Here is a 21,945-nt window from a genome sequence, read left to right as displayed (position 1 = left end):
TATGTATTGGTCCACCCGTGACACTACGCAGTGAATACGATCGACCACTCTTCGCTGTGGGAGACTCGGTGCCCGGAACGACTTGATGACGGCCTTGCTGGACACGCGGCGGGCGCTGGAGGAGCAGTTCGCCGCCCTCGGGGAGCGAGTGGAGTCCACACGCAGGGAGGTCGTGGACACTGTCGCTTCCCAGGCGGCCGAACTGCGCGGGGACAATCGCGAGACACGAACCCGTGTCAACAGTCTGTCCACGGCACTGTCGGAGACCAACAAGGCGGTGCCCGTGCTGCGGCAGGAAGTCGCCGACCTGGCACGGTCTCTTCAGGCGCTGCACGCCGCGGTGGACGACATCGCCCTCCGCCTCTCCCACGCTCCCGAGCTGCCGCGGGCTGGCGGGGCGCCCTCTTCGGCCCGCGGCCACGACCTGGCCGGCGGCGTTGCGGCGGATGCCGGAACGCCGCCGGCTATCGCGGAGCCTGGGGTTCCAGAGACGGAACACGAGGAATCGGTTGTCCTCGGACCGGAGGACGCCGGCGTCCTCCGGTCCGAGCAGAAACCCGCCCCCGCCTCACCCGCCGCCGCCTCACCCGCCGCCGGGCCGGACCAAGCAAGCGACACCGGTCCTACGGACGACGCCGATCTCATGGAAAGCCGGGCGCGGTCCGCCGAGTCCGGCTCCGCCGCGGACGACGGCAAACACTCCCGTGCCCGGCACGACAACATCCTGCGGTCTGCCGGCACAGCCGGCACCGTCGAGATCACCTGCCATCGCGAGCTGTGGGAGTTCATCCAGCAGCGCGCGGACGACACTCCGCACTTCCGCGCCCCGGCGGCGCTTGTCGAGGACGGCGGAGACCGCGTGCGGGCGATCCTGTCCGGGCGCTCCGTGATCGGCGTCCTCATTGCCATGCGCGCGACCCAACTGGACAGCGCGCCCTACGGCAAGGACGACGGCACATGGGCCCTGTCCGAGGCCGTCTACGACCGCCTCGCCCACGACCTGGCCACCACCAGCCGCCACGGCGGCACACCCCTGACCATCGTCTTCGACGACGGCACTGCGCCGGAAACCAGCCCCGCCAGCGAGTGAACCGTCAGACCGCCGGCGCCGCCCCGCCGCGGCTCACGCCGTCTGCCCCAGGCGACGTTGCACGATCCGACGGCCGGCCTTCCCGGCCCGGGTGCGCCGCGGGTTCGGGAGCATCCGTGCCCGCCTCGCCTGCCCGACCCGTGTTCCCCGACCCCGAGGAGCCGGCCCCGGACGCCCGCCCGGGGCCGAGGACAAACACCGGGCACCCCGCTGCGACGTCGGCAAAACCGTCGAACGCCCCCGGGCCCCTGGGCCATCGGCAAGCCTGGAAGATTTTGGCAGATAAAGAACTAGCCGAGCTGGAGGCGCCATTGAGGAGGATGGTGCAACCAGCTATCTTATCGGCATGGTCACACGGTGCCGTTCCGGCTCTGCGCTGAGGGGACCTCCAGTAGACCTCGGCGCCCGGCAACACGGCAGTCCTGGACGCTCACCATAGGCTCGCAGACTGTGAACCTATGGGGTGAAGTTGACAGCGAACTTGCCGCTGGTCCGAAGACTGGTCAATCGGGTGTCCGGGCTGTGAAATGTTTGCAGAGGCGCCGGTTGGGCGGTTCCTGCGTTCCGAAGGTGGCGCAGGTCCAGACGAATCGTCGGCTCAATTCCCCTGCCGTGGCGAGATAAAGCTCCTTGGGATCGACGGCGTGGGCGGGTGGGTCGAGGATCAGGTTCGCCAGCATCGCGATCCCGGAGAAAGCCGGGAGGTCGTGGCAGCCCTCGGCGATCCTCATGCCAGCAGGGTGTCCCTCGATGCGGTGGGGCGGTCGGTCTATTCGCCGGTGGGACCGATAGGCATGCCGGCGAAAGACCACCCCTTGATGAGGGCGCGTTTGATCGTGAGAGATCTGCGTGCCGATAATCATGCCTCGGGGCGAGTTGGTCCTATTATCTGACCGCATGGGTACGTTGGTAGTGGCGGTGGGTGCAAAATCGCCAGTAGTTCTCAAAGTCGCCGTTGTTGATAATGGCGCGCAGGAGGAGGATGGCCTCGGCGTCGTCCCGTCTCCGCCTCACCCTTCCGTTCATACGACGTCTGTCGTGGCTCGACACCACGGCCCGTGAGGAAACACGCCGGCAGGTCGCCGGAAATCATGGCCGGCCCGGTTGGGCAATGACGCCTGCGGCAACGAAAGTGGCGATTGCGGAGAACCCTGGATCGAAAGTTTCAGGTAAGTAAAAAGACGACGAGAAAGTACTCACGCGCACGGTTCCGAAGTTTCAGCGAAAGGTAAATGGGCGTCATGCGTGATGGCCGGTGCCAGTTGCACACCCAGCTGCCCCACACACCGTCTGAAGGTCCTACCGCCCACGCGGCCGACGGCCACCCAGACAATCCGCTCGCACGCTCCCAGTCCGCCTGGCTCGCCGGTGAGGTCCGCCGGGCCATCGAGCTGGCCGCCACACCCGGCGGCGACGGGGACGACCCAAGGCTCGCCAAGATCTGGCACGCCCGGCTCCTGACCCGCGTCCGCGAACTTCCGGAAGCCACGCGGATCCTCGACGAGTTGACCACCTCGTGCGATGTCGCCGACGACGCGGGGGTTTCAGCCGCGTTGACCACCTGCCGCGCCGAGTTCGCGCTCGCGTCGGGTGACGCCGGCAGTGCGTTCGCCGAGGCGAACATCGGCCTCGGGCTGGCCGAAGGGGCCGGCGCCTACACCTTGCTGCCGGACCTGCATGTCGTCCTGGCGCTGAGCGCCGTACGGCAGTCCGACACGTCGACCGGCCTGCGATTCGCGCGCAACCTGGGTGATGACGCCCTGCTCGGCCGTACCGCGCACGCGCCCGGGCAGTGCGTGTGGGCCGCCGCCCAGGCGTTCGAGGCCGACGGCGGTCCGGCCGGCGTCAGTCACCTCGTCGAGCGCCTGATCGCCGACGACCACCTGACGCAGGAGCTCTTCGCGTCCCAGCCCGCCGCCGCGGCGTGGCACGTCCGCCTCGCGCGAAGCATGGGGGACGAGCGACTCGCCTTCAAATGTGTAGTGCAAGCCGATTCGCTCACCGTGAAGTCGTGGGGTTTTCGTTCGCCCCATGCGGCGGCGCTGCACGCCGAGGGGCTGTTCGAAAAGAATCCCGACAAACTGCGTGCCGCGTGCGAGCTCTATTCGGACGACTGGGCGTCGGCGTCGGCCGCCGAAGACCTGGCCCGGACGTGGTCCTCGCTGCGCCTGGGCCAGGATCGTGCCGTCGAACAGTTGAAACGCGCGGCCGCCGACTACGAGCGGGCCGGTGCGGCCCGCGACCTCGCCCGGGTCGCGAGCAAGCTTCGTGAGCTCGGCGTGCGGTCGGGCCGTGTGCGGCGGCCGATGCGCCACGACGGACACCGCACCGGCTCCCTCACGGACACCGAGTTCGCGGTGGCCAACCTGGTGAGCCGGGGCCTGACGAACGTGCAGGTCGGCCGTCAGCTCTACATCTCCGCGCACACCGTGGCGTTCCATCTGAAGAAGATCTTCCGCAAGATGGAGGTCTCTTCGCGGGTGGAACTGGCCTGTACGTGGGTGAACCTCACCTCGGATCAGCGAACTGCCGGCTGACGGCCGACGTCCGGAGCCCTGATCGCGGGTCCGGCCCAGGCCGCGCCGGCGATCAGGGTCCGGGTCAGCCGAGCAACAGCGCGTCCGCTCCGGCCGCCGGGTCGGGGTCGATGCGCAGGGTCGTCATCATCCGGGCAATCATCAGGTAGTGGCCCGCGACGAGCGTGAGTTCCACGACTTCCCGGTCGTCCAGAAACGCGCTGACCGACGCGTAGGTCGCGTCGTCGACCTCGTCGTGCACGACACCCGTCACGAAGTCGACCACGGCGCGCGGCAACGGCTCCAGCGCGTCGAGGTCACCCCGGTCCAGCGCGTCGATCTGGTGTTGAGTCGCGCCCACCGCCAGCGCGACGGGCACGTGCTGGTCCCACTCGTAGCGGGCGGTGAGCTGCCCGACCCGCAGAATCGCCAGCTCGCGCAGCACCGGGTCCAGGGCGAGGTGGTTGAGCAGCGCTCCGCTGAAGCGCAGCCACGGCCGGAACAAGGTCTCGGCATGGGCCATCAATCCGAAAACGTGGAGGGACGGCAGCTTTGACAGCGGTTCGGCGATGGTTTCGGAAGCGGTGACGGAAGTGAGATAAGGAACGCGTGCCATATCTGAAATGGTAAAGGCAATTCGGCCGCAGGTAAAGAAAACCGGTTCCCCGATTCTGCCCGACCGTACTCGCCGCAGGGTTCGGCCGCCTTCCGTGGGCGTCCGGGTTGTCGGTGACCCCCAGGAGTGGGGGTGTGCGTTCGGTTCGTCGCGGATCGCCCGGGACGGGGGTCGGACCGGCGCCACGCGGCCGCGTAGCGCCGGTCGGCCGCGTAGGCGCCCACCCCCCGGCCCGGGGCAGCACCGCCGACAGCCCACAGGGAGTCGACCGATCAGGGTTCGCGAGGGCGGACACCCGCGCCGCCGCCGCCGCTTTCACCGCACGTTCTCCAGCCATTCCGCGACGGCCCTGGCCGTCGAGCCCACGTGCTCGGCTTCCAGCATGGTGAAGTGGTCGCCGGGCACTTCGACGACCGTGGCCGCCGCGGCGGCCACTTCATCACGCCATTCGCCCCCTCCCCCGTGCGCGAGGGCCTGCGTCGAGCGGATGTACAGCGACGGCACCGAAATCCCCTCAGGCCGCCAGCCCCTGAGCAGATCGAGGTTCCACAGCTGCGCGGTGATCCGTTCGGACAGCGTGTCGAAGCCCATCCGGCGCACGTACCCGACCAGCCTGGTGCTCAACGCGCGCTGCAGGTCCTCGTCGTCGAACACGCCCCGCTCACCCTTGAGGTTCAAGGTGTAGGTGTCGAGCAGCACCAGGCCGGCGGGAGCCAGGCCGCGAGCGTGCAGCTCCTGGGCGAGCTCGTACGCCACCACCCCGCCGGAAGAGTGCCCGGCCAGGGAGAACTGCGTCCCGCCCACGAATTCCTCGACTGTGTCGGCCAGACCGGTCACCAACGCGGCCCGGGTCGCGGGCAGGAGCTCGCCGGCGGCGAACCCCGGAGGCACCAGGGCCGACACCTGGCTTCCCCGGCCCGTGAGCTCGGCCGCGAACCGGAGGTAGACCTGTGGCCCAGTGGTCATGATCGTCGGGCACACGCAGATCAGGTGCGGTCCCTCTCCCGCCGGGGAGATGCGGACCACGGCCGGCTTCGCCTTCACCTGTGCCGGGTCGTCGAATTTCTCGCGCAACCGCGCGGCCTTGACCATGAGTTCCTCGCCGAGTTCCGGCCGGCCGTTCTCGATCGCCGCGAGGTAGAGCTCACCGAACAGGTCGTGGTGTTCCGGAAGCGGACCGCCCCTGTCGCCGGCCCGCGGCGGTTCGGACAACACCGTGTCCAGTTCCGTGGCGAGGCTCCGCAGGTCCGGGTGGTCGAACACCAGGGTCGCGGCCAGCTCCACGCCGGTTTTGGCCTGCAGCGAGTTGCGCAGTTCGACCGCAGTCAACGAGTCGAAGCCCAGTTCGCCGAGGAGCCGGTCCGGTTCGATCGGCGCGCCCGGGGTGTGGCCAAGCACCGCCGCCACCGCTTCGCGGACCACGTCGATCAGCACCTCCTCGCGATCCATTTCGGACAGCCCGGCGAGCCGCTGCCTGAGCCCCTCGCGATCGGGCCGGCTGTTGTCGGCCGCCCGCCGGCGTGGACCACCGGCCAGGGACCGCCACACCGCCGGGATCTCCGGCCGGGCCCGCAGCGCCCGCACATCCAGCCGGGTCGCTGCCACGACCGCGTCGCCGGTGCCCAGCGCCCGGTCGAAGAGCGCCATCTCCTGCGCCGCGGACAACGCCGGCTCGCCCACCCGGTCCTCCCAGGCGATCGACAGGCCCGGCAGGCCCTGATCGCGGCGGTGCCGCGCCAGCGCGGCCAGGAACGCGGTGTCGCCGCCCCGACCGCCGCTGCCCTCAAGGCCGGCCAACGACGAGAACACCACGAACAGCGCCAGCTCCCGGTCCCGGGTCAGTTCGTGCAGATGCCAAGCCGCGTCGGCCGTCGGCCCCGGTACCCGGTCCGAGCCCTCCTCGGGCAACGAGCGGGCCTCGGCGGTGTGCACGACGCCGATGAGCGGCTGGTCCGCAGGACCCGAGGCCAACGCCTTTGCCAAGGCCCGCCGATCGGTCACGTCGCACGCGGTGACCGTGACTTCGGCGCCCCGCTGCGCCAATTGCGCCACCAGCTCCGCCGTTTCCGGCTCGTCCGGACCGCGTCGGCCGAGCAGCAGCAGACTCCGGACACCGTGCTCGGCGACCAGATGCCGTGCGACCGTGTGGGCCCGCTCACCGCCGGTGATCACGACCGTGCCGGGCACCAGTGGCGTGACCGGTACGTCGGTGTCGCCGGTCCGGGTGAGCCGGGCGGCGTGGAGGCGGCCCCGGCGCAGGGCCAGCTGCGGCTCGTCGGCGGCCACGGCCCGCCCCAGCGTTTCGGCGTCAGGGTCGGCATCCGTGTCGAGCAGGATGAGCCGGCCCGGGTTCTCGGCCTGCACCGAACGCACCAGACCCCGCACAGCGGCTGCGGCCACGTCGGTCACCGGCTCACCGGGCTCGACCGCGACGGCGCCCCGCGTGGCCACGACCAGCGGGACGGTGGCGAACCGGTCCTCGTCCAGCCAGCGCCGCAGCCGGTCCCTGACCCGGCCGGTCATGTCGTGGGTGGACAGCACGACGGCGTCCGGGTCACCGGACGCGCTGAGCACGACAGCCTGCGGCGCCGTCCCTCGTTCGAAAGCGGCTTCGACCGTCAGCCACTCGCTCACCGGAGCCGCGGCGCCGGTGAGCTCGGGCCACTCCATCCGCAGCAGCACCTGATCGCCGGCGGTGCGGCTGCCGGAGACCGGGGCCCGCACGGCCAGCGAGCCGATCGACAACACCGGCATGCCGGTGTCGTCCGCGGCGGCCATCGCCACCTCGTCCGGCCCGAGACGCGTCAGCGCCACCCGAAGCCGAGCCGCACCCGAGGCGCGCAACACCACGTCGGTGAACCGGAACGGCAACCGGCCGGAACCGGCCGAGTCCGAGTCCGCGCCCGCGCCCGCGCCCGCGAACGGATGTGAAGCGGCGTCCAGCAAAGCCGGATGGATCCCGAACGAACCCGCGGTCGCGCGGGCGGGCTCGGGCAGATCCACCTCGGCGAAGATCCGGTTCCCGCTCTCCCAGGCTTTGGCCAGGCCCCGGAACACCGGCCCGTGTTCGAGCCCGAGGTCGGCGAGGCGGTCGTAGACCCGCTCGACGTCCAGCGGCGTCGCGCCGGGCACCGGCCAGGTCCCGTTGACGGCTTGAAACAACCCGTCCGCCCGGGCCGGCAGCGAAGCTGCGCTCACCACTCCGGTGGCGTGCCGGGTCCAGGTCTCCGCACCGTCCGGGCGGGCGTGGATCGTGACGCTCCGCCGCCCTTCGGATTCGGAGGTGTCGGCGCCGCCGACCACGACCTGAAGTTCCATGCCGCCCCGAGCGGGCAGTACCAGCGGCGCTTCCAGCGCCAGCCCGTCCAGCCGACCGCAGCCCACGCTGTCGCCGGCCCGGATCGCCAGCTCGACGTACGCCGCACCGGGCAGCACCACCTCGTCGAGCACCGCGTGGTCGGCGAGCCACGGCTGGGTCCGCAGGGACAGGCGGCTGGTGAAGACCACGCCGTCGAACTGCGGCAACGACAGCACCGCCCCGAGCAACGGGTGGTCCGCGGACCGCAATCCGGCGGAGACCTCGGTCCGGCCGCCGGCCGCGTCGGGCCAGAAGCGCTGCCGTTGGAAGGCGTAGGTCGGCAGGCTGATCCGGGTGCCTCCTCGACCGGCGAACGCCGCGGTCCAGTCCACGGCCACGCCTCGCGTGTACAGCCGGCCGATCGCCGACAACAGCGTCGACGTGTCGCCGTGCTCACGCCGCAAGACCGGCGTCACCACCGTCCCCGGAGCGCAGCTGCGCTGCGCCAGCGCGGACAGCACGCCGTCAGGGCCCAGCTCGACCATCGCCGTCACACCCTGCTCGGCCAGCCACCGCACACCGTCGGCGAACCGCACCGGCTCTCGGACCTGGCGGGCCCAGTACTCCGGCGAGCACAACTGCTCGGCCGTCGCCGCACGACCGGTCACATCGGACACCACCGCAATCCGCGGCTCCGTGAACCGCACCGATTCCAGCACCCGCGTGAACTCGTCCAGCATCGGGTCCAGCAACGCCGAATGGAACGCGTGCGACACCCGCAACCGCGACACCCGGCGGCCACGCTCGCCCACAGCCGCCACCACCTGGTCCACCCCGGCCCGAGAACCCGAGACCACCACAGAATCGTCGGTGTTCACCGCGGCCACCGACACGCCGTCCGGCAGCAGGTCCGCGATCTCGGCCTCGGACATCTCCAGTGCGGCCATCGCGCCGCCGGACGGCAGCGCCTGCATCAACCGCGCCCGCGCCGCCACCACCCGGCACGCATCCGCCAGCGACCACACCCCGGCGACGTACGCCGCCGTCACCTCACCGATCGAATGCCCCAGCAGGTAGTCCGGAGTCACTCCGAAGGCGCGCAGCACCTCGAACAACGCCGCCTCGACCGCGAACAACGCCGGCTGCGCCCAGCCCGTCTCGTGGATCAACTCCGCGTCCCGGCCCCACATCACCTCACGCAGCGGCCGGTCCAGCAACGGATCCAGCGCGGCGAGAACCTCGTCCAACGCTCCCGCGAACACCGGCGAACCGTCGTACAACCCGCGGGCCATCCCCACCCGCTGAGCGCCCTGCCCCGTGAACAGCACGCCCAGCCGGGTGCCTGGTCGAACCGTATCGGGCACGGGTTCACCGGCCGCGACCGCACGCAGGCCCGCCAGCAGCTCGGCCCGCTCGCCGCCCACGACCACGGCGCGGTGGTCGAACACCGCCCGCGAACCGGCCAGCGACCACCCCACATCCACCGGACGCAAGGTCGGGTCCGCCGCCACGAACCCCAGCAGCCTGGACGCCTGAGCCCGTACCGCCTCAGCCGACTTGCCGGACAGCACCCACGGCACCACAGCGCCGGTGTCGGCGGCGGGGACGACGTCGGCGTCCGCGGGCGCCTCCAGGATCACGTGCGCGTTGGTGCCGCTGATCCCGAACGAGGACACCCCGGCCCGCCGCGGGCGGCCGGTTTCGGGCCACGGCACCGCTTCGGTCAGCAGCCGCACGTCGCCCCGGGTCCAGTCGACCTGGGTGGAGGGCCGGTCCACGTGCAGCGTCTTCGGCAGCTCCCCGTGCCGCAGCGCCATCACCATCTTGATCACGCCACCGACACCCGCCGCGGCCTGGGCATGCCCGATGTTCGACTTCAACGACCCCAGCCACAACGGCCGTCCCTCCGGCCGGTCCTGACCGTACGTCGCCAGCACCGCCTGCGCCTCGATCGGATCACCCAGCCGCGTACCCGTACCATGCGCCTCGACCACATCCACGTCCGACGTGGACAGCCCCGCCGCCGCCAACGCCTGCCGGATCACCCGCTGCTGAGACGGACCGTTCGGCGCCGTCAAACCGTTCGACGCACCGTCCTGATTCACCGCACTCGACCGGAACACCGCCAGCACCTCATGGCCGTTGCGCCGGGCCTCGGACAGCCGTTCCATCACGACGACACCGACGCCCTCGGCCCAGCCGGCGCCGTCGGCGGCGTCGGAGAAGGACTTGCACCGGCCGTCCGCGGCCATTCCGCCCTGCACGGTGAAGCCGACGAACGTGTCCGGCGAGGCCATCACGGTCACCCCGCCGGCCAGCGCCAGCGAGCACTCACCCGCCCGCAACGCCTGCGCGGCCAGGTGCATCGCCACCAGCGACGACGAACACGCCGTGTCCACACTCACCGCCGGGCCCTCCAGCCCGAGCGTGTAGGACACCCGGCCGGAGATCACGCTGGTCGCGCCGCCCGTCATCTGGTGGCCCAGGAGTTGGTCGCTGCCGCGGGCGACCAGTTCGCCGTAACCGGAACCGTACGCGCCGGCGAACACGCCGGTCGGGCTGCCCGCCAGCGAACCCGGATCGATTCCCGCCTGCTCCAGGGCTTCCCACGACACCTCAAGCAGCAGCCGCTGCTGCGGGTCCATGGCGAGCGCCTCGCGCGGCGAGATCCGGAAGAACGCCGCGTCGAACGCGTCGGCGCCGGCGAGGAACCCGCCCTCATCTGTCGCCGAGGTTCCGGAACCGGGTCCCTCACGCCCGATCAGGGCGTCCAGGTTCCAGCCGCGGTCGGCCGGGAACGGGGTGACGCCGTCGGCGCCCTCGGCGACCAGCCGCCACAGGTCGTCAGGACCCGCCACCCCGCCCGGGAACCGGCACGCCATGCCGACCAGCACGATCGGGTCGTCGGAAACCGGCACCACCGCGGGCGCCGCGGTCGGCTCCACCGGCTGCCCGGCGCCGTACCCGGCAGCCAGATGCCTCGCCAGCCGCGTGACCGTCGGATAGTCGAACACCACGCTCGCGGCCAGCACCGCACCCGCTTTGGCCTGGAGCAGATTCCGCAGCTCCACCGACGTCAGCGAGTCGAAGCCCAGCTCCCGGAACGGTCGGTCCGCGTCGATCTGCGCCCCCGAGCCGTGGCCCAGCACCGCCGCGGCGGACTCCCTGACCAGCTCCGCCAGCGCCTGCTCGCGCTCCGCGACGGACAGTTCCGCCAACCGCTGCCACGGGCCGCCCCGACCGTCGCGGGTGTTGTCGGCGGTGCGGCGCGGCGCGGCGCCGGCGAGCGACCGCCACAGGGCCGGCACGTCCTGCTGAGCCCGCAACGCCCGTGCGTTCAGCCGGGCCAGTCCCAGCACCGGCTGGGGGGAGCGCAACGCTTGGTCGAACATGTCCATGCCCTGCGCCACCGAGAACGGCGGCAGGGCCGACCGTTCGATGCGGCGAAGGTCCGCCGGGGACAAGGTGCCCACCAGCCCGACCTCGGTCGTCCAGGCGCCCCAGGCCATCGACGAGCCCGGCAGCCCCTGCTCACGGCGGCGCCGCACCAGAGCGTCGAGGAACGCGTTGCCCGCGGCGTAGTTGGCCTGGCCGCCGCTGCCGAGCAGCCCGGCGAGAGAGGAGAACACCACGAAGAACGACAGGTCCAGATCCCGCGTCAGCTCGTGGAGGTGCCACGCCGCGTCGACCTTCGGCGCCAGCACGCGGTCGAGCTGATCCGGCGAGAGCGAGCCGAGTACGCCGTCCTCGAGGATCCCGGCGGTGTGCACCACCCCGGTCACCGGGCGCTCCGCCGGAACCCCGGCCAGCACCGCGGCGAGGGCCTGCCGATCCGTCAGGTCGCAAGCCGCGAACGTCGCCGTCACGCCCTGCGCCGCCAACTCGGCGGCCAGCTCCGGAGCATCCGGCGCGGCCGGTCCGCGTCGGCTGACGAGCAGCAGGTGCCGGACGCCGTGCTCACCGGCCAGGTGGCGGGCCAGGGCGCCGCCCAGGCCGCCGGCACCGGTGATCACGATCGTGCCCGAAGGGTCAGGCGCCCGTGGGACGGTGAGCACCAGCTTGCCGACGTGCTTGGCCTGGCTCATGAACCGGAAGGCGTCCTTGGCCTGGCGCACGTCCCAGCCGCGCACCGGCAACGGCCGCAGCACACCGGCTTCGAACAGGCTCACGAGTTCCCGCAGCATCTGCTGGATGCGGTCGAACCCGGCGTCGGTCAGTTCGAACGCCTGGTAGGTCACGTCGGCGCGACGGTCCCGCAGGTCCTCGGGCGAGCGGATGTCGGACTTGCCCATCTCGATGAAGCGGCCGGCCGGCGCGAGCAGGTCCAGCGAGGCGTCCACGAACTCGCCGGCCAGCGAGTTGAGCACCACGTCGACACCGCGCCGGTCCGTGGCAGCGCGGAAGCGCTCCCTGAAGTCCAGGGTCCGCGACGAGGCCACCCGGCTTTCGTCGACGCCCCATTGGCGCAGGACGTCCCATTTGCCCTCGCTCGCGGTGGCGTAGATCTCCGCGCCGAGGTGCCGGCCGAGCTGGATGGCCGCCAGCCCCACGCCGCCGGCGCCGGCGTGCACGAGCAGCGACTCACCCGCCCGCAGATCCGCGAGGTCCACCAAGCCGTAGTACGCCGTCAGGAACACGATCGGCACCGACGCGGCGACGGCGAACGACCAGCCGGCCGGGATCACCGTCAGCAGCCGCCGGTCGGTCACGGCAACCGGGCCGAAGCCGCCGAAGGCCAGGCCCATCACCCGGTCACCGACCGCCAGCCCGGTCACCTCCGGGCCGACCTCGGTGACCACCCCGGCGACCTCACTGCCCAACGGGCCGGCCTGACCGCGATACATGCCGAGGGCGTTGAGCACGTCACGGAAGTTCAGGCCGGCCACGCGCACCTCGACCCTGACCTGCCCGGGCCGCAAGGCAGTTGCCATCTCGGGGCACGGCACCAGCGCGAGATTCTCCAGCGTGCCCTTCTCCACGGACTCCAGCCGCCACGGTCCCGTCCGCGGTGCGACCAGGTCGTCCGCCGGCCGGACCCTCGTCAGGCGGGCGGCGTGCAACTGCGAGCCGCGCAGAGCGAGTTGCGGCTCGCCGGTGCCCAGCACCCGGCCCAGGACGTCGTCGTCCAGCCCGGTGCCGGTGCCGGTGCCGGTGCCGGTGCCGGTGCCGGTGCCGGTGCCGGTGCCGGTGTCGGTGTCGGTGTCGGTGTCGGTGTCGGTGTCGGTGTCGGTGTCGGTGTCGAGCAGGATGATCCGGCCGGGGTTCTCGGTCTGCGCCGAGCGCACCAGCCCCCACACCGCCGCCGCGGCCAGGTCCCGTACCGGCTCACCCGCGTCGACCGTGACCGCGCCCCGCGTCGCCACCACCAGCGGGATCGAGGCGAAGCGGTCCTCGGCCAGCCAGTGCTGCAACTGCCCCAGCACCCACGCGGTCAGTTCGTGAGCGGAGTCCACCACCGCGTGCCGGTCGCCGGCCACAGCCAGGACCACCGCCTGCGGGCGAGCCCGGTCCGCAAGTACGGCACCGATCTCGACGAGGTCGGTGTACGCGGCTCCGGCCGGACTCGCGCGATCGGCCAGGAGCCAGTCCGTCACCGGCGCCGCCGGACCGTCGGCGGCGATCCAGCCGACCTTCAGCGCGGCGCCGTCGCCCGGGCCGACGGCGAGGCTGCCGGCCGACACGGCCCGCACAGCCAGCGAGCCGATCGACAGCACCGGCGAGCCGCCGCTGTCGGCGACCACGACGCCGACCTCGTCGGGTCCGGTCCGGGTCAGCGCCACCCGGAGCCGGGACGCACCCGAGGCGCGCAATGCCACGCCGGTGAAGCTGAACGGCAAGGCTCCTCGCGCCTCCAGCCCCGCGAAGACCGAGGCGTGCAACGCCGCGTCCAGCAGCGCCGGATGGATCCCGAACGACTCGGCAAGGCCACGCCCGGACTCGGGCAGTTCGACCTCGGCCAGCACCCGGTCCCCGCGCTGCCAGGCCCGGGTGAGTCCCCGGAACACCGGGCCGTACCGGAGGAAACCCTCGTCGGCGAGCCGGTCGTAGAAGTGGTCGGTGTCAAGCGCCGTCGCGTCCAGCCCGGGCCAGTCGCGGCTCACCGGGTCGAACAGCTCGGTGTCGGCTGCCGCGCCCGCGCTCACCACTCCCGTGGCATGGCGGGTCCAGAGCTCTTCGCCGTCCACTCGGGCATACACCGCGACGCTGCGCGCTTCGGCCGCGGCGGGAGCATCGAGGTCGCCCACGACCACCTGCAGCTGAACCCCGGCGTGCGCGGGCAGGACGAGCGGCGCCTCCAGCACGAGTTCGTCGAGGCGGTCGCATCCGACGCTGTCGCCTGCCCGGATCGCCAGTTCCACGTACCCGGTGCCGGGGAAGACCACCGCGTCCCGCACCGCGTGGTCCGCCAGCCACGGATGCGTCCGCAGGGAAAGCCTGCTGGTGAACACCATCCCGTCGGTCTGCGGCAACGGCAGCATCGCCCCCAGCAGCGGGTGGTCCGCGGCTGTCAGCCCGGCCGCGGACACATCGGCCCGGACACCGGTGGTGTCCGGCCAGAAATCCCGGCGTTGGAAGGCGTACGTCGGCAGCGGCACCCGCCGCGCGCCGCGGTCGGCGAACATCCGCGCCCAGTCCACCTGGACGCCCAGGGCGCACGCGTGGGCCACAGACAAGGCCACTCGCCGCAGGGTTCCCTCGTCGCGGCGCAGTGTTCCCACCGCCGCCACGGGTTTTTCTCGCTGCCGCGCGATGTCCTGCACCGCGGGGACCAGCACCGGATGCGGACCGACCTCGATCACCACGTCGGGGCCGGCGTCGAGAGCGGCCGTGAGCGCCGTTTCGAACAGGACCGGGCTGCGCAGGTTGTCGTACCAGTACCGGGCGTCCCACGACGCGGTGTCCGCGAGTTGTCCGGTCACCGACGAGTAGACCGGAACCGTCGACGAGCGGGGGCCGACCGGTGCCAGGTCCGTCAGCAGCCGGTCCTCGATCCGCTGCACCGACGGCGAGTGCGAGGCGTAGTCCACCGCGATCCGGCGCGCCTGGATCCCGTCGCCTTCGCAGTCGGCCAGCAACCGGTCGAGGGCGTCCGGCTCCCCGGCGACCACCACGGAGGCCGGGCCGTTGATCGCGGCCACCGAGACCGCCGGCCGCTGCGAAATCAGTTCCTCGACCTCGGCGACCGCCATCGGCAGGGCCACCATGCCCCCGCCACCGGCCAGGCTGTCGGCGATCGCGCGGCTGCGGAGAACGACCACGCGGGCGCCGTCGGACAAGGACAGGGCGCCGGCCACACACGCGGCCGCGATCTCACCCTGGGAATGACCCACCACGGCCGCGGGCTCCACACCGAACGACCGCCACACCGCCGCCAGCGACACCATCACCGCCCACAACACCGGCTGCACCACATCCACCCGCGCCAACGCCTCCTCGTCACCGAGCACCTGCTCCAGCGACCAGTCGGTGAACGGCGCCAACGCCGCCGCACACTCGCGCAGCGACTCGGCGAACACCGGCGACTCGGCCAGCAACTCCCGGCCCATCCCCACCCACTGCGCACCCTGACCCGGGAACACGAACACCACTGCGTCACCGGCGCGGGCGACGCCTTCGGCGAGACCCGCGGCGGGTTCGCCGGCGGCGACGGCGCGCACCGCGGTCAGCAGCTCGTCCTGATCGGTGCCCACGGCAACAGCCCGGTGCTCGAACACCGTCCGCGAGTCGATCAGCGACCAGCCCACATCCACCGGACGCCACGGCGCGTCGGAGTCCAGGTGCGCCAGCAAGCGTGCCGCCTGCGCCCGCAGCGCCTCTTCCGTCCTGCCGGACAGCACCCACGGCACGACACCGCCGGGGTCGAGGCCGGGTGAGGCGGTGACGTCGGCTGCCGCTTCGAGGATGACGTGCGCGTTGGTGCCGCTGACGCCGAACGAGGACACCCCGGCCCGCCGAGGGTGGTCGGTCTCCGGCCACGGCACCGGCTCCGTCAGCAGCCGGACGTCGCCCTGCTCCCAATCCACCTGCGTCGACGGCGCGTCCACGTGCAGCGTCTTCGGCAGCACACCGTGCCGCAGCGCCATGACCATCTTGATCACACCACCGACACCGGCCGCCGCCTGCGTGTGGCCGATGTTCGACTTCAGCGAACCCAGCCACAACGGCCGCTGCGCGGGCCGATCCTGGCCGTAGGTCGCCAGCAGCGCCTGCGCCTCGATCGGATCACCGAGCTTCGTACCCGTACCGTGGGCTTCCACGGCATCGATGTCCGACGTGGACAGTCCGGCCGCGGCCAGCGCCTGCCGGATCACCCGTTGCTGCGACGGACCGTTCGGCGCTGTCAAACCGTTCGACGCGCCGTCCTGGTTCACCGCGCTCGCGCGCAGCACGGCCAGGACGTCGTGGCCGTTCCGCCGGGCGTCGGAGAGCCGCTCCAGCACCACCACGCCGACGCCCTCGGCCCAGCCGGTGCCGTCGGCCGCGTCCGCGAACGACTTGCACCGCCCGTCGGCGGCCAGGCCGCCCTGCACGCTGAAGCCGACGAACGTGTCCGGTGTGGCCATGAGCGTGACTCCGCCGGCCAGCGCGAGCGAGCACTCCCCCGCCCGCAATGCCTGAGCCGCCAGGTGCATGGCCACCAACGACGACGAACAGGCCGTGTCCACGCTCACCGCAGGGCCTTCCAGGCCCAGCGTGTAGGCGATCCGGCCGGAGATCACACTGCCCGCGCCGCCGGTGAGAGCGTGGCCCAGCAACTGGCTGTCGGAGCGGGACACCAGCTCGGCGTACCCGGACTGGTACGCGCCGACGTACACGCCGGTCGAGCTGCCGGCCAGGGTCGCGGGCCTGATCCCGGCCTGCTCCAAGGCTTCCCACGACACCTCCAGCAGCAGCCGCTGCTGCGGGTCGGTGGCCAGCGCCTCCCGCGGCGACATCCGGAAGAACGCCGCGTCGAAGCCGCCGACCTCGTCGACGAACCCGCCTTCCCCGGTCGCGGATGATCCGGAGCCGTCGAGTCCCAGCAACGCGTCCAGGTGCCAGCCGCGATCGGCCGGGAACGGCGTGATGCCGTCGGCGCCCTCGGCGACCAGGCGCCACAGGTCCTCCGGACCCGACACCCCGCCAGGGAACCGGCAGGCCATCCCCACCAGCGCGACCGGATCGTCGGCGACCGGCGCCAACGCCGGCCCGTAGAACGGCGCCTGCGGGCGCGCGTCGTCGAACTCGGCCGCCAGGTGACGCGCCACGTGGCCGACGGTCGGGTAGTCGAACACCAGGCTCGCGGGCATCACCAGCCCGGTCCTGGCCTGCACCAGATTCCGCAGCTCGACCGCCGTCAGCGAGTCGAAGCCCAGCTCGCTGAACGGCTGGTCCGCCTCGATCCGCGCGCCCGGCGCGTGGCCCAGAACGGCTGCGGCGCTGTCCCGGACGAGACCGATCAGCAGCCGCAGGCCGTCCGCTTCTGACAGTCCGGCGAGCCGCTGTCGCAGGCCGTCCCGGCCGCCGGTCGCGTCGTCCGCCCGCCGGCGGCGCCCGCCGCCGGCGAGCGAACGCCACACGGGCGCGACCTCCGTCTGGGCGCGCAACGCGGCCAGGTTCAACCGGGTCAGCACCAGCACGGGCCGATCGGTGACCAGTGCGCGCTCGAACAGCTCCATGCCCTGCGCGGGCGTCAGCGGCGGGATCGCCGAGCGGGCGATGCGCCGGCGGTCCCCGTCGGACAGCGTGCCGGTCATGCCGATCTCCGTGGTCCACGGACCCCACGCCATCGACAGCCCCGGCAGCCCGGCGTGCCGGCGCTGTTGCATCAACGCGTCCAGGAACACGTTGCCCGCCGCGTAGTTCGCCTGCCCGCCGCTGCCGAGCGAACCGCCGATGGAGGAGAACACCGCGAACAGCGAGAGATCCAGGTCTCCGGTCAGCTCGTGCAGGTGCCACGCCGCGTCCACCTTCGGCGCCAGCACCCGGTCCACCTGCTCCTGCGACAAGGAACCGAGCACGCCGTCGTCGACCACACCGGCCGTGTGGACGACACCGGTCACCGGCCGCTCCGGCGGAACCGCCCCCAGTACCTCCGCGAGGGCCTGCCGGTCCGTCACGTCGCACGCCGCGACGGTCACCTGCGCGCCCTGCGCCGTCAACTCCCCGATCAGGTCCGCGGCCCCGGGGGCGTCCGCGCCGCGGCGGCTGACCAGCAGCAGATGCCGCACGCCGCGCTCGGCGACGAGGTGCCGGGCCACGACACCGCCCAGGGCGCCGGTCCCACCGGTGATCACCACGGTGCCCGGCCCGGCCGGCGCGAAGGCGTCCTCCCCGGGCTCGGTGCGGACGAGGCGGGCCGCGTGCATCCGGCCCTCGCGGATCACCACCTGCGGTTCGCCCGAGGCCAGGAGCCGGCTCACGGTCGCGGTGTCCGGCTCGGCGTCCGAGTCGAGCAGCACGAACCGGCCGGGGTTCTCCGTCTGGGCCGACCTCACCAGGCCCCACACCGCGGCCGCGGCCAGGTCCCGGATCGGTTCGTCCGGCCCGGCGGCGACGGCCCCCGAGGTCAGCAGCACCAGCGGGACCGCCGAGACCCGGCCGTCGGCCAGCCAGCGCTGCAAGTGCCGCAGGACGCGTCCGGTCAGCTCGTGCGTCGACTCCACCACCGCGTCCGCGGCGCCGGACACGGCCAGCACCACCGCCTGCGGGACCGGCCGCTCCTCGCCGGCCGCGGTCAGGTCCGCGAAGCGAGCGTCTTCGGGGCCGGCCAGCAGCCAGTCACGCAGGTCCGCGCCGACGGCCGGAGTGATCCCGACCCACTCCATGGCGAGGACGGACCGGTCGCCCGTACCGGTGGTCGCGCTGTCCGTCCGCCGCGCGATCACCGACCCGATCGACAGCACCGGCAGTCCCGCACCGTCCGCCACGGCGACCGAGATCTCGTCCGGGCCGGTCCGGGTCAGGGCCACCCGGAGCCGCGCCGCGCCGGACGCGCGCAACACCACGTCGCCGAAGGCCGCCGGGACGGCAGCGCTCCGCGCCGGCTCCGCGAAGGCCGCCGTCCGCAAAGCCGCGTCAAGCAGCGCGGGGTGGATACCGAAGGACGCTGCCAGATCGCGCTCGGACTCCGACAGTTCCACTTCGGCGAACACCTGCTCGCCGCGCTTCCAGACCCCTGTCACGCCGGGGGCGAGCGGGCCGCGCCCGGAGGTGTCGCCGAGGTCCACGGCCGTCGCACCGGGCACCGGCCATTCGCGGCCCAACGCGGCAACGGGGTCGTCACCGTCCGCGTCGGACGATCCGCTGCTCAGCGTCCCCGTGGCGTGCCGGGTCCAGGTCTCCTCATCGTCCGGCCGGGCGTACACCGTCACCTCGCGGCGCCCGTCCACGCGGTCGCCGACCACCACCTGCAGCTGGACGGCGCCGTGGGCGGGCAGCGCCAGCGGGGTCTGCACCACCAGCTCGTCCAGCCGGTCGCACCCGGCGCTGTCGCCGGCGCGTACGGCCAGCTCGACGTAGGCGGTGGCCGGCAGCACCGCCGAGCCGCCCACCGGGTGCTCGGCCAGCCAGGGATGCGTGCGCCGGGACAAACGGCTGGTGAACACGAACCCGTCCGTCTGCGCAAGCGTCAGCATCGCGCCCAGCAGCGGGTGCTCCGCGGCGGTCAGCCCGGCCGAGGACACGTCGGCCGCCCGGTTCGAGCCGTCGAGCCAGTAGCGCTCGTGCTGGAACGCGTACGTCGGCAGCGCAATCCGCGCGGCGGCCTGCCCGGCGAACAGAGCGGTCCAGTCCACAGGCACGCCCTGCGCGTGCAACTGCGCGAGGGCCGTCACCACCGTCGCGGCCTCGCCGCGTTCGGAGGTACCCGGCCGGCGCAGCATAGGAACAGCCACGGACGAGCAGCTCTGCCGTGCCAGGCCCGACAGGACCCCGTCCGGGCCCAGCTCGACCATCGCCGCGACGCCGTGGCCGGCCAGCCACCGCACGCCGTCGGCGAACCGCACCGCCGCCCGCACCTGCCGCACCCAGTATTCCGGCGAACACAACAGTTCGTCGGTTGCCCGCTGCCCGGTCAGGTTGGACACCACGGGAATGCGCGGCGGCGCGAACCGCACCGATTCCAGCACCTGCCGGAAGTCCGCCAGCATCGGATCCATCAAGGGCGAGTGGAACGCGTGCGACACCCGCAGCCGCGTCACCTTCGCACCACGAGCGGACGCGACCGCGACGACACCGTCCACGGCTTCGCGCGGCCCGGAGACCACCACCGAGTCCGCCGTGTTGACCGCGGCGATCGACACGGTTTCGGGCAGCATCCCGGCGATCTCCGCCTCAGGCAGTCCGACGGCGGCCATCGCCCCGCCGGACGGCAGCGCCTGCATCAACCGCGCCCGCGCGGCCACCACCCGGCACGCGTCACCGAGCGACCACACCCCGGCCACGTACGCGGCCGTGACCTCGCCGATCGAATGGCCCAGGAGATGGGCCGGGGTCACGCCGAAGGCGCGCAGCACCTCGAACAAGGCGGCCTCGACCGCGAACAGCGCCGGCTGCGCCCAGCCCGTCTCGTGGATCAGCTCCGCGTCCTGGCCCCACATCACCTCACGCAGCGGCCGGTCCAGCAACGGATCCAGCTCCGCGAGAATCCCGTCCAACGCTCCCGCGAACACCGGCGAACTGTCGTACAACCCGCGGGCCATCCCCACCCGCTGCGCACCCTGCCCCGTGAACAGCACACCGAGTTTGGTCCCGCTTCTGGCAGTACCCAGGACCACGCCTGCGGCGGGCTCGCCGTCCGCCGTGGCGCGCAGGCCCGCCATCAGCTCGGTCCGGTCGCCGCCCATCACCACGGCGCGGTGGTCGAAGGCCGCGCGCGAGGTGAGCAGCGACCAGCCCACGTCGGCCGGGCTCGGCACCGGCTGCGCCCCGAGCCGTTCGAGCAACCGGGCCGCCTGGTCGCGCACCGCGTCGGCCGACTTGCCCGACAAAATCCACGGCAGCACGCCCTCGACGGCAGGCGGCCCGGAAGGCGGTCCGGCGGGACCCGTGCCTTCGCCCGCGGCTTCGAGGATGACGTGGGCGTTCGTGCCGCTGACCCCGAACGACGACACCCCGGCCCGGCGGGGGCGGCCGGTCTCCGGCCACGGGATCGACTCGGTCAGCAGCCGTACGTCGCCCTGCGTCCAGTCGACCTGCGTGGTCGGCGCGTCCACGTGCAGGGTCTTGGGCAGGACTCCGTGCCGCAGCGCCAGCACCGTCTTGATCACGCCGCCGATACCGGCGGCGGCCTGGGCGTGCCCGATGTTCGACTTCAACGAGCCCAGCCACAACGGCCGTCCCTCGGGCCGGTCCTGACCGTACGTCGCCAGCACCGCCTGCGCCTCGATCGGATCACCGAGCTTCGTACCCGTACCGTGCGCCTCGACCACATCGACATCCGACGTGGACAGGCCCGCCGCCGCCAGCGCCTGCCGGATCACGCGTTGCTGCGACGGACCGTTCGGCGCGGTCAGTCCGTTCGACGCACCATCCTGGTTCACCGCGCTGGACCGCAGCAGGGCGAGCACCTCATGGCCGTTGCGGCGGGCGTCCGACAACCGCTCCAGCACCACCACGCCGACGCCCTCGGCCCACCCGGTGCCGTCGGCGTCGTCGGAGAAGGACTTGCACCGGCCGTCCGCGGCGAGCCCGCCCTGTGCGGTGAAGCCCAGGAACATGCCGGGGGACGCCATCACCGTGACCCCGCCGGCGAGAGCCAGCGTGCATTCCCCGGCCCGCAGCGCCTGCGCGGCCAGGTGCATCGCCACCAGCGACGACGAGCACGCCGTGTCCACGCTCACCGCCGGGCCCTCCAGCCCCAGCGTGTAGGCGATCCGGCCCGAGATCACGCTGCCCGCACCGCCGGTGATCTGGTGGGCCCGCAACTGCTCGCCGGCCCGGGCGACCAGCTCGGCGTAGCCGGACTGGTAGGCGCCGGTGAACACGCCGGTCGGGCTGCCGGCCAGCGACGCCGGGTCGATTCCCGCCTGCTCCAGGGCTTCCCAGGACACCTCAAGCAGCAACCGCTGCTGCGGGTCGGTCGCCACCGCCTCGCGGGGCGAGATCCGGAAGAACGCCGCGTCGAACTCGCCCGGCTCGTCCAGGAACCCGCCCTCGCCGGTCGCCGAGGTCCCCGAGCCGGGGCCGTCCGGGCCCAGCAGGGTGTCCAGGTCCCAGCCGCGATCGGCGGGGAACGGGCCGACGCCGTCCATGCCGCCGGCGACCAGCCGCCACAGATCCTCCGGCCCGCGCACCCCGCCCGGGAACCGGCACGCCATTCCCACCAGCGCGATCGGCTCGTTCGCGGCGTCCACCAGTGCCCGGTTGTCCTGGCGCAGCCGGCTGTTGGCCAACAGCGAAGCTCGGAGCGCCTCCGTCAGTTTGTCCACGGGCACCGTCATCG

General features: G+C 72.5%; 4 protein-coding genes and 1 pseudogene. 2 read left to right on the top strand and 3 right to left on the bottom strand.

Translation table 11 applies throughout. The annotated features are described in order from the left end of the window. Positions 1-85: 85 nt before the first annotated feature. Positions 86-1,090: a hypothetical protein gene (locus tag OHA86_RS35755; RefSeq protein ID WP_329182102.1), complete on the top strand. Its 1,005-nt coding sequence runs from the start codon at positions 86-88 to the stop codon at positions 1,088-1,090. Positions 1,091-1,593: 503 nt separating this feature from the next. On the opposite strand, the gene OHA86_RS35745 is transcribed toward OHA86_RS35755, so the two are convergent. Beyond that, entirely contained in the window at positions 1,594-1,821 is a 228-nt protein-coding gene (locus OHA86_RS35745; protein WP_329182100.1) for a hypothetical protein, read from the bottom strand. 510 nt (positions 1,822-2,331) lie between these two features. On the opposite strand from OHA86_RS35745, the gene OHA86_RS35740 reads away from it, so the two are divergent. Continuing rightward, positions 2,332-3,627 carry a LuxR C-terminal-related transcriptional regulator gene (locus OHA86_RS35740; protein ID WP_329182098.1) on the top strand — a complete coding sequence of 432 codons (1,296 nt, stop codon included), beginning with the start codon at positions 2,332-2,334 and terminating at the stop codon, positions 3,625-3,627. Between the two features lie 64 nt (positions 3,628-3,691). On the opposite strand, the gene OHA86_RS35735 is transcribed toward OHA86_RS35740, so the two are convergent. Continuing rightward, complete coding sequence (locus OHA86_RS35735; protein ID WP_329182096.1) at positions 3,692-4,222, bottom strand: carboxymuconolactone decarboxylase family protein; 531 nt, start codon at positions 4,220-4,222, stop codon at positions 3,692-3,694. A 345-nt stretch (positions 4,223-4,567) separates the two neighbouring features. Then, positions 4,568-21,937 (bottom strand): annotated as a pseudogene (locus tag OHA86_RS35730) (SDR family NAD(P)-dependent oxidoreductase); the annotation flags it as partial. Positions 21,938-21,945: the final 8 nt, after the last annotated feature.

The organism is Streptomyces sp. NBC_01477, assembly GCF_036227245.1.
Classification (GTDB): domain Bacteria; phylum Actinomycetota; class Actinomycetes; order Streptomycetales; family Streptomycetaceae; genus Actinacidiphila.
This window is presented reverse-complemented; position numbering and strand designations above follow the sequence as displayed.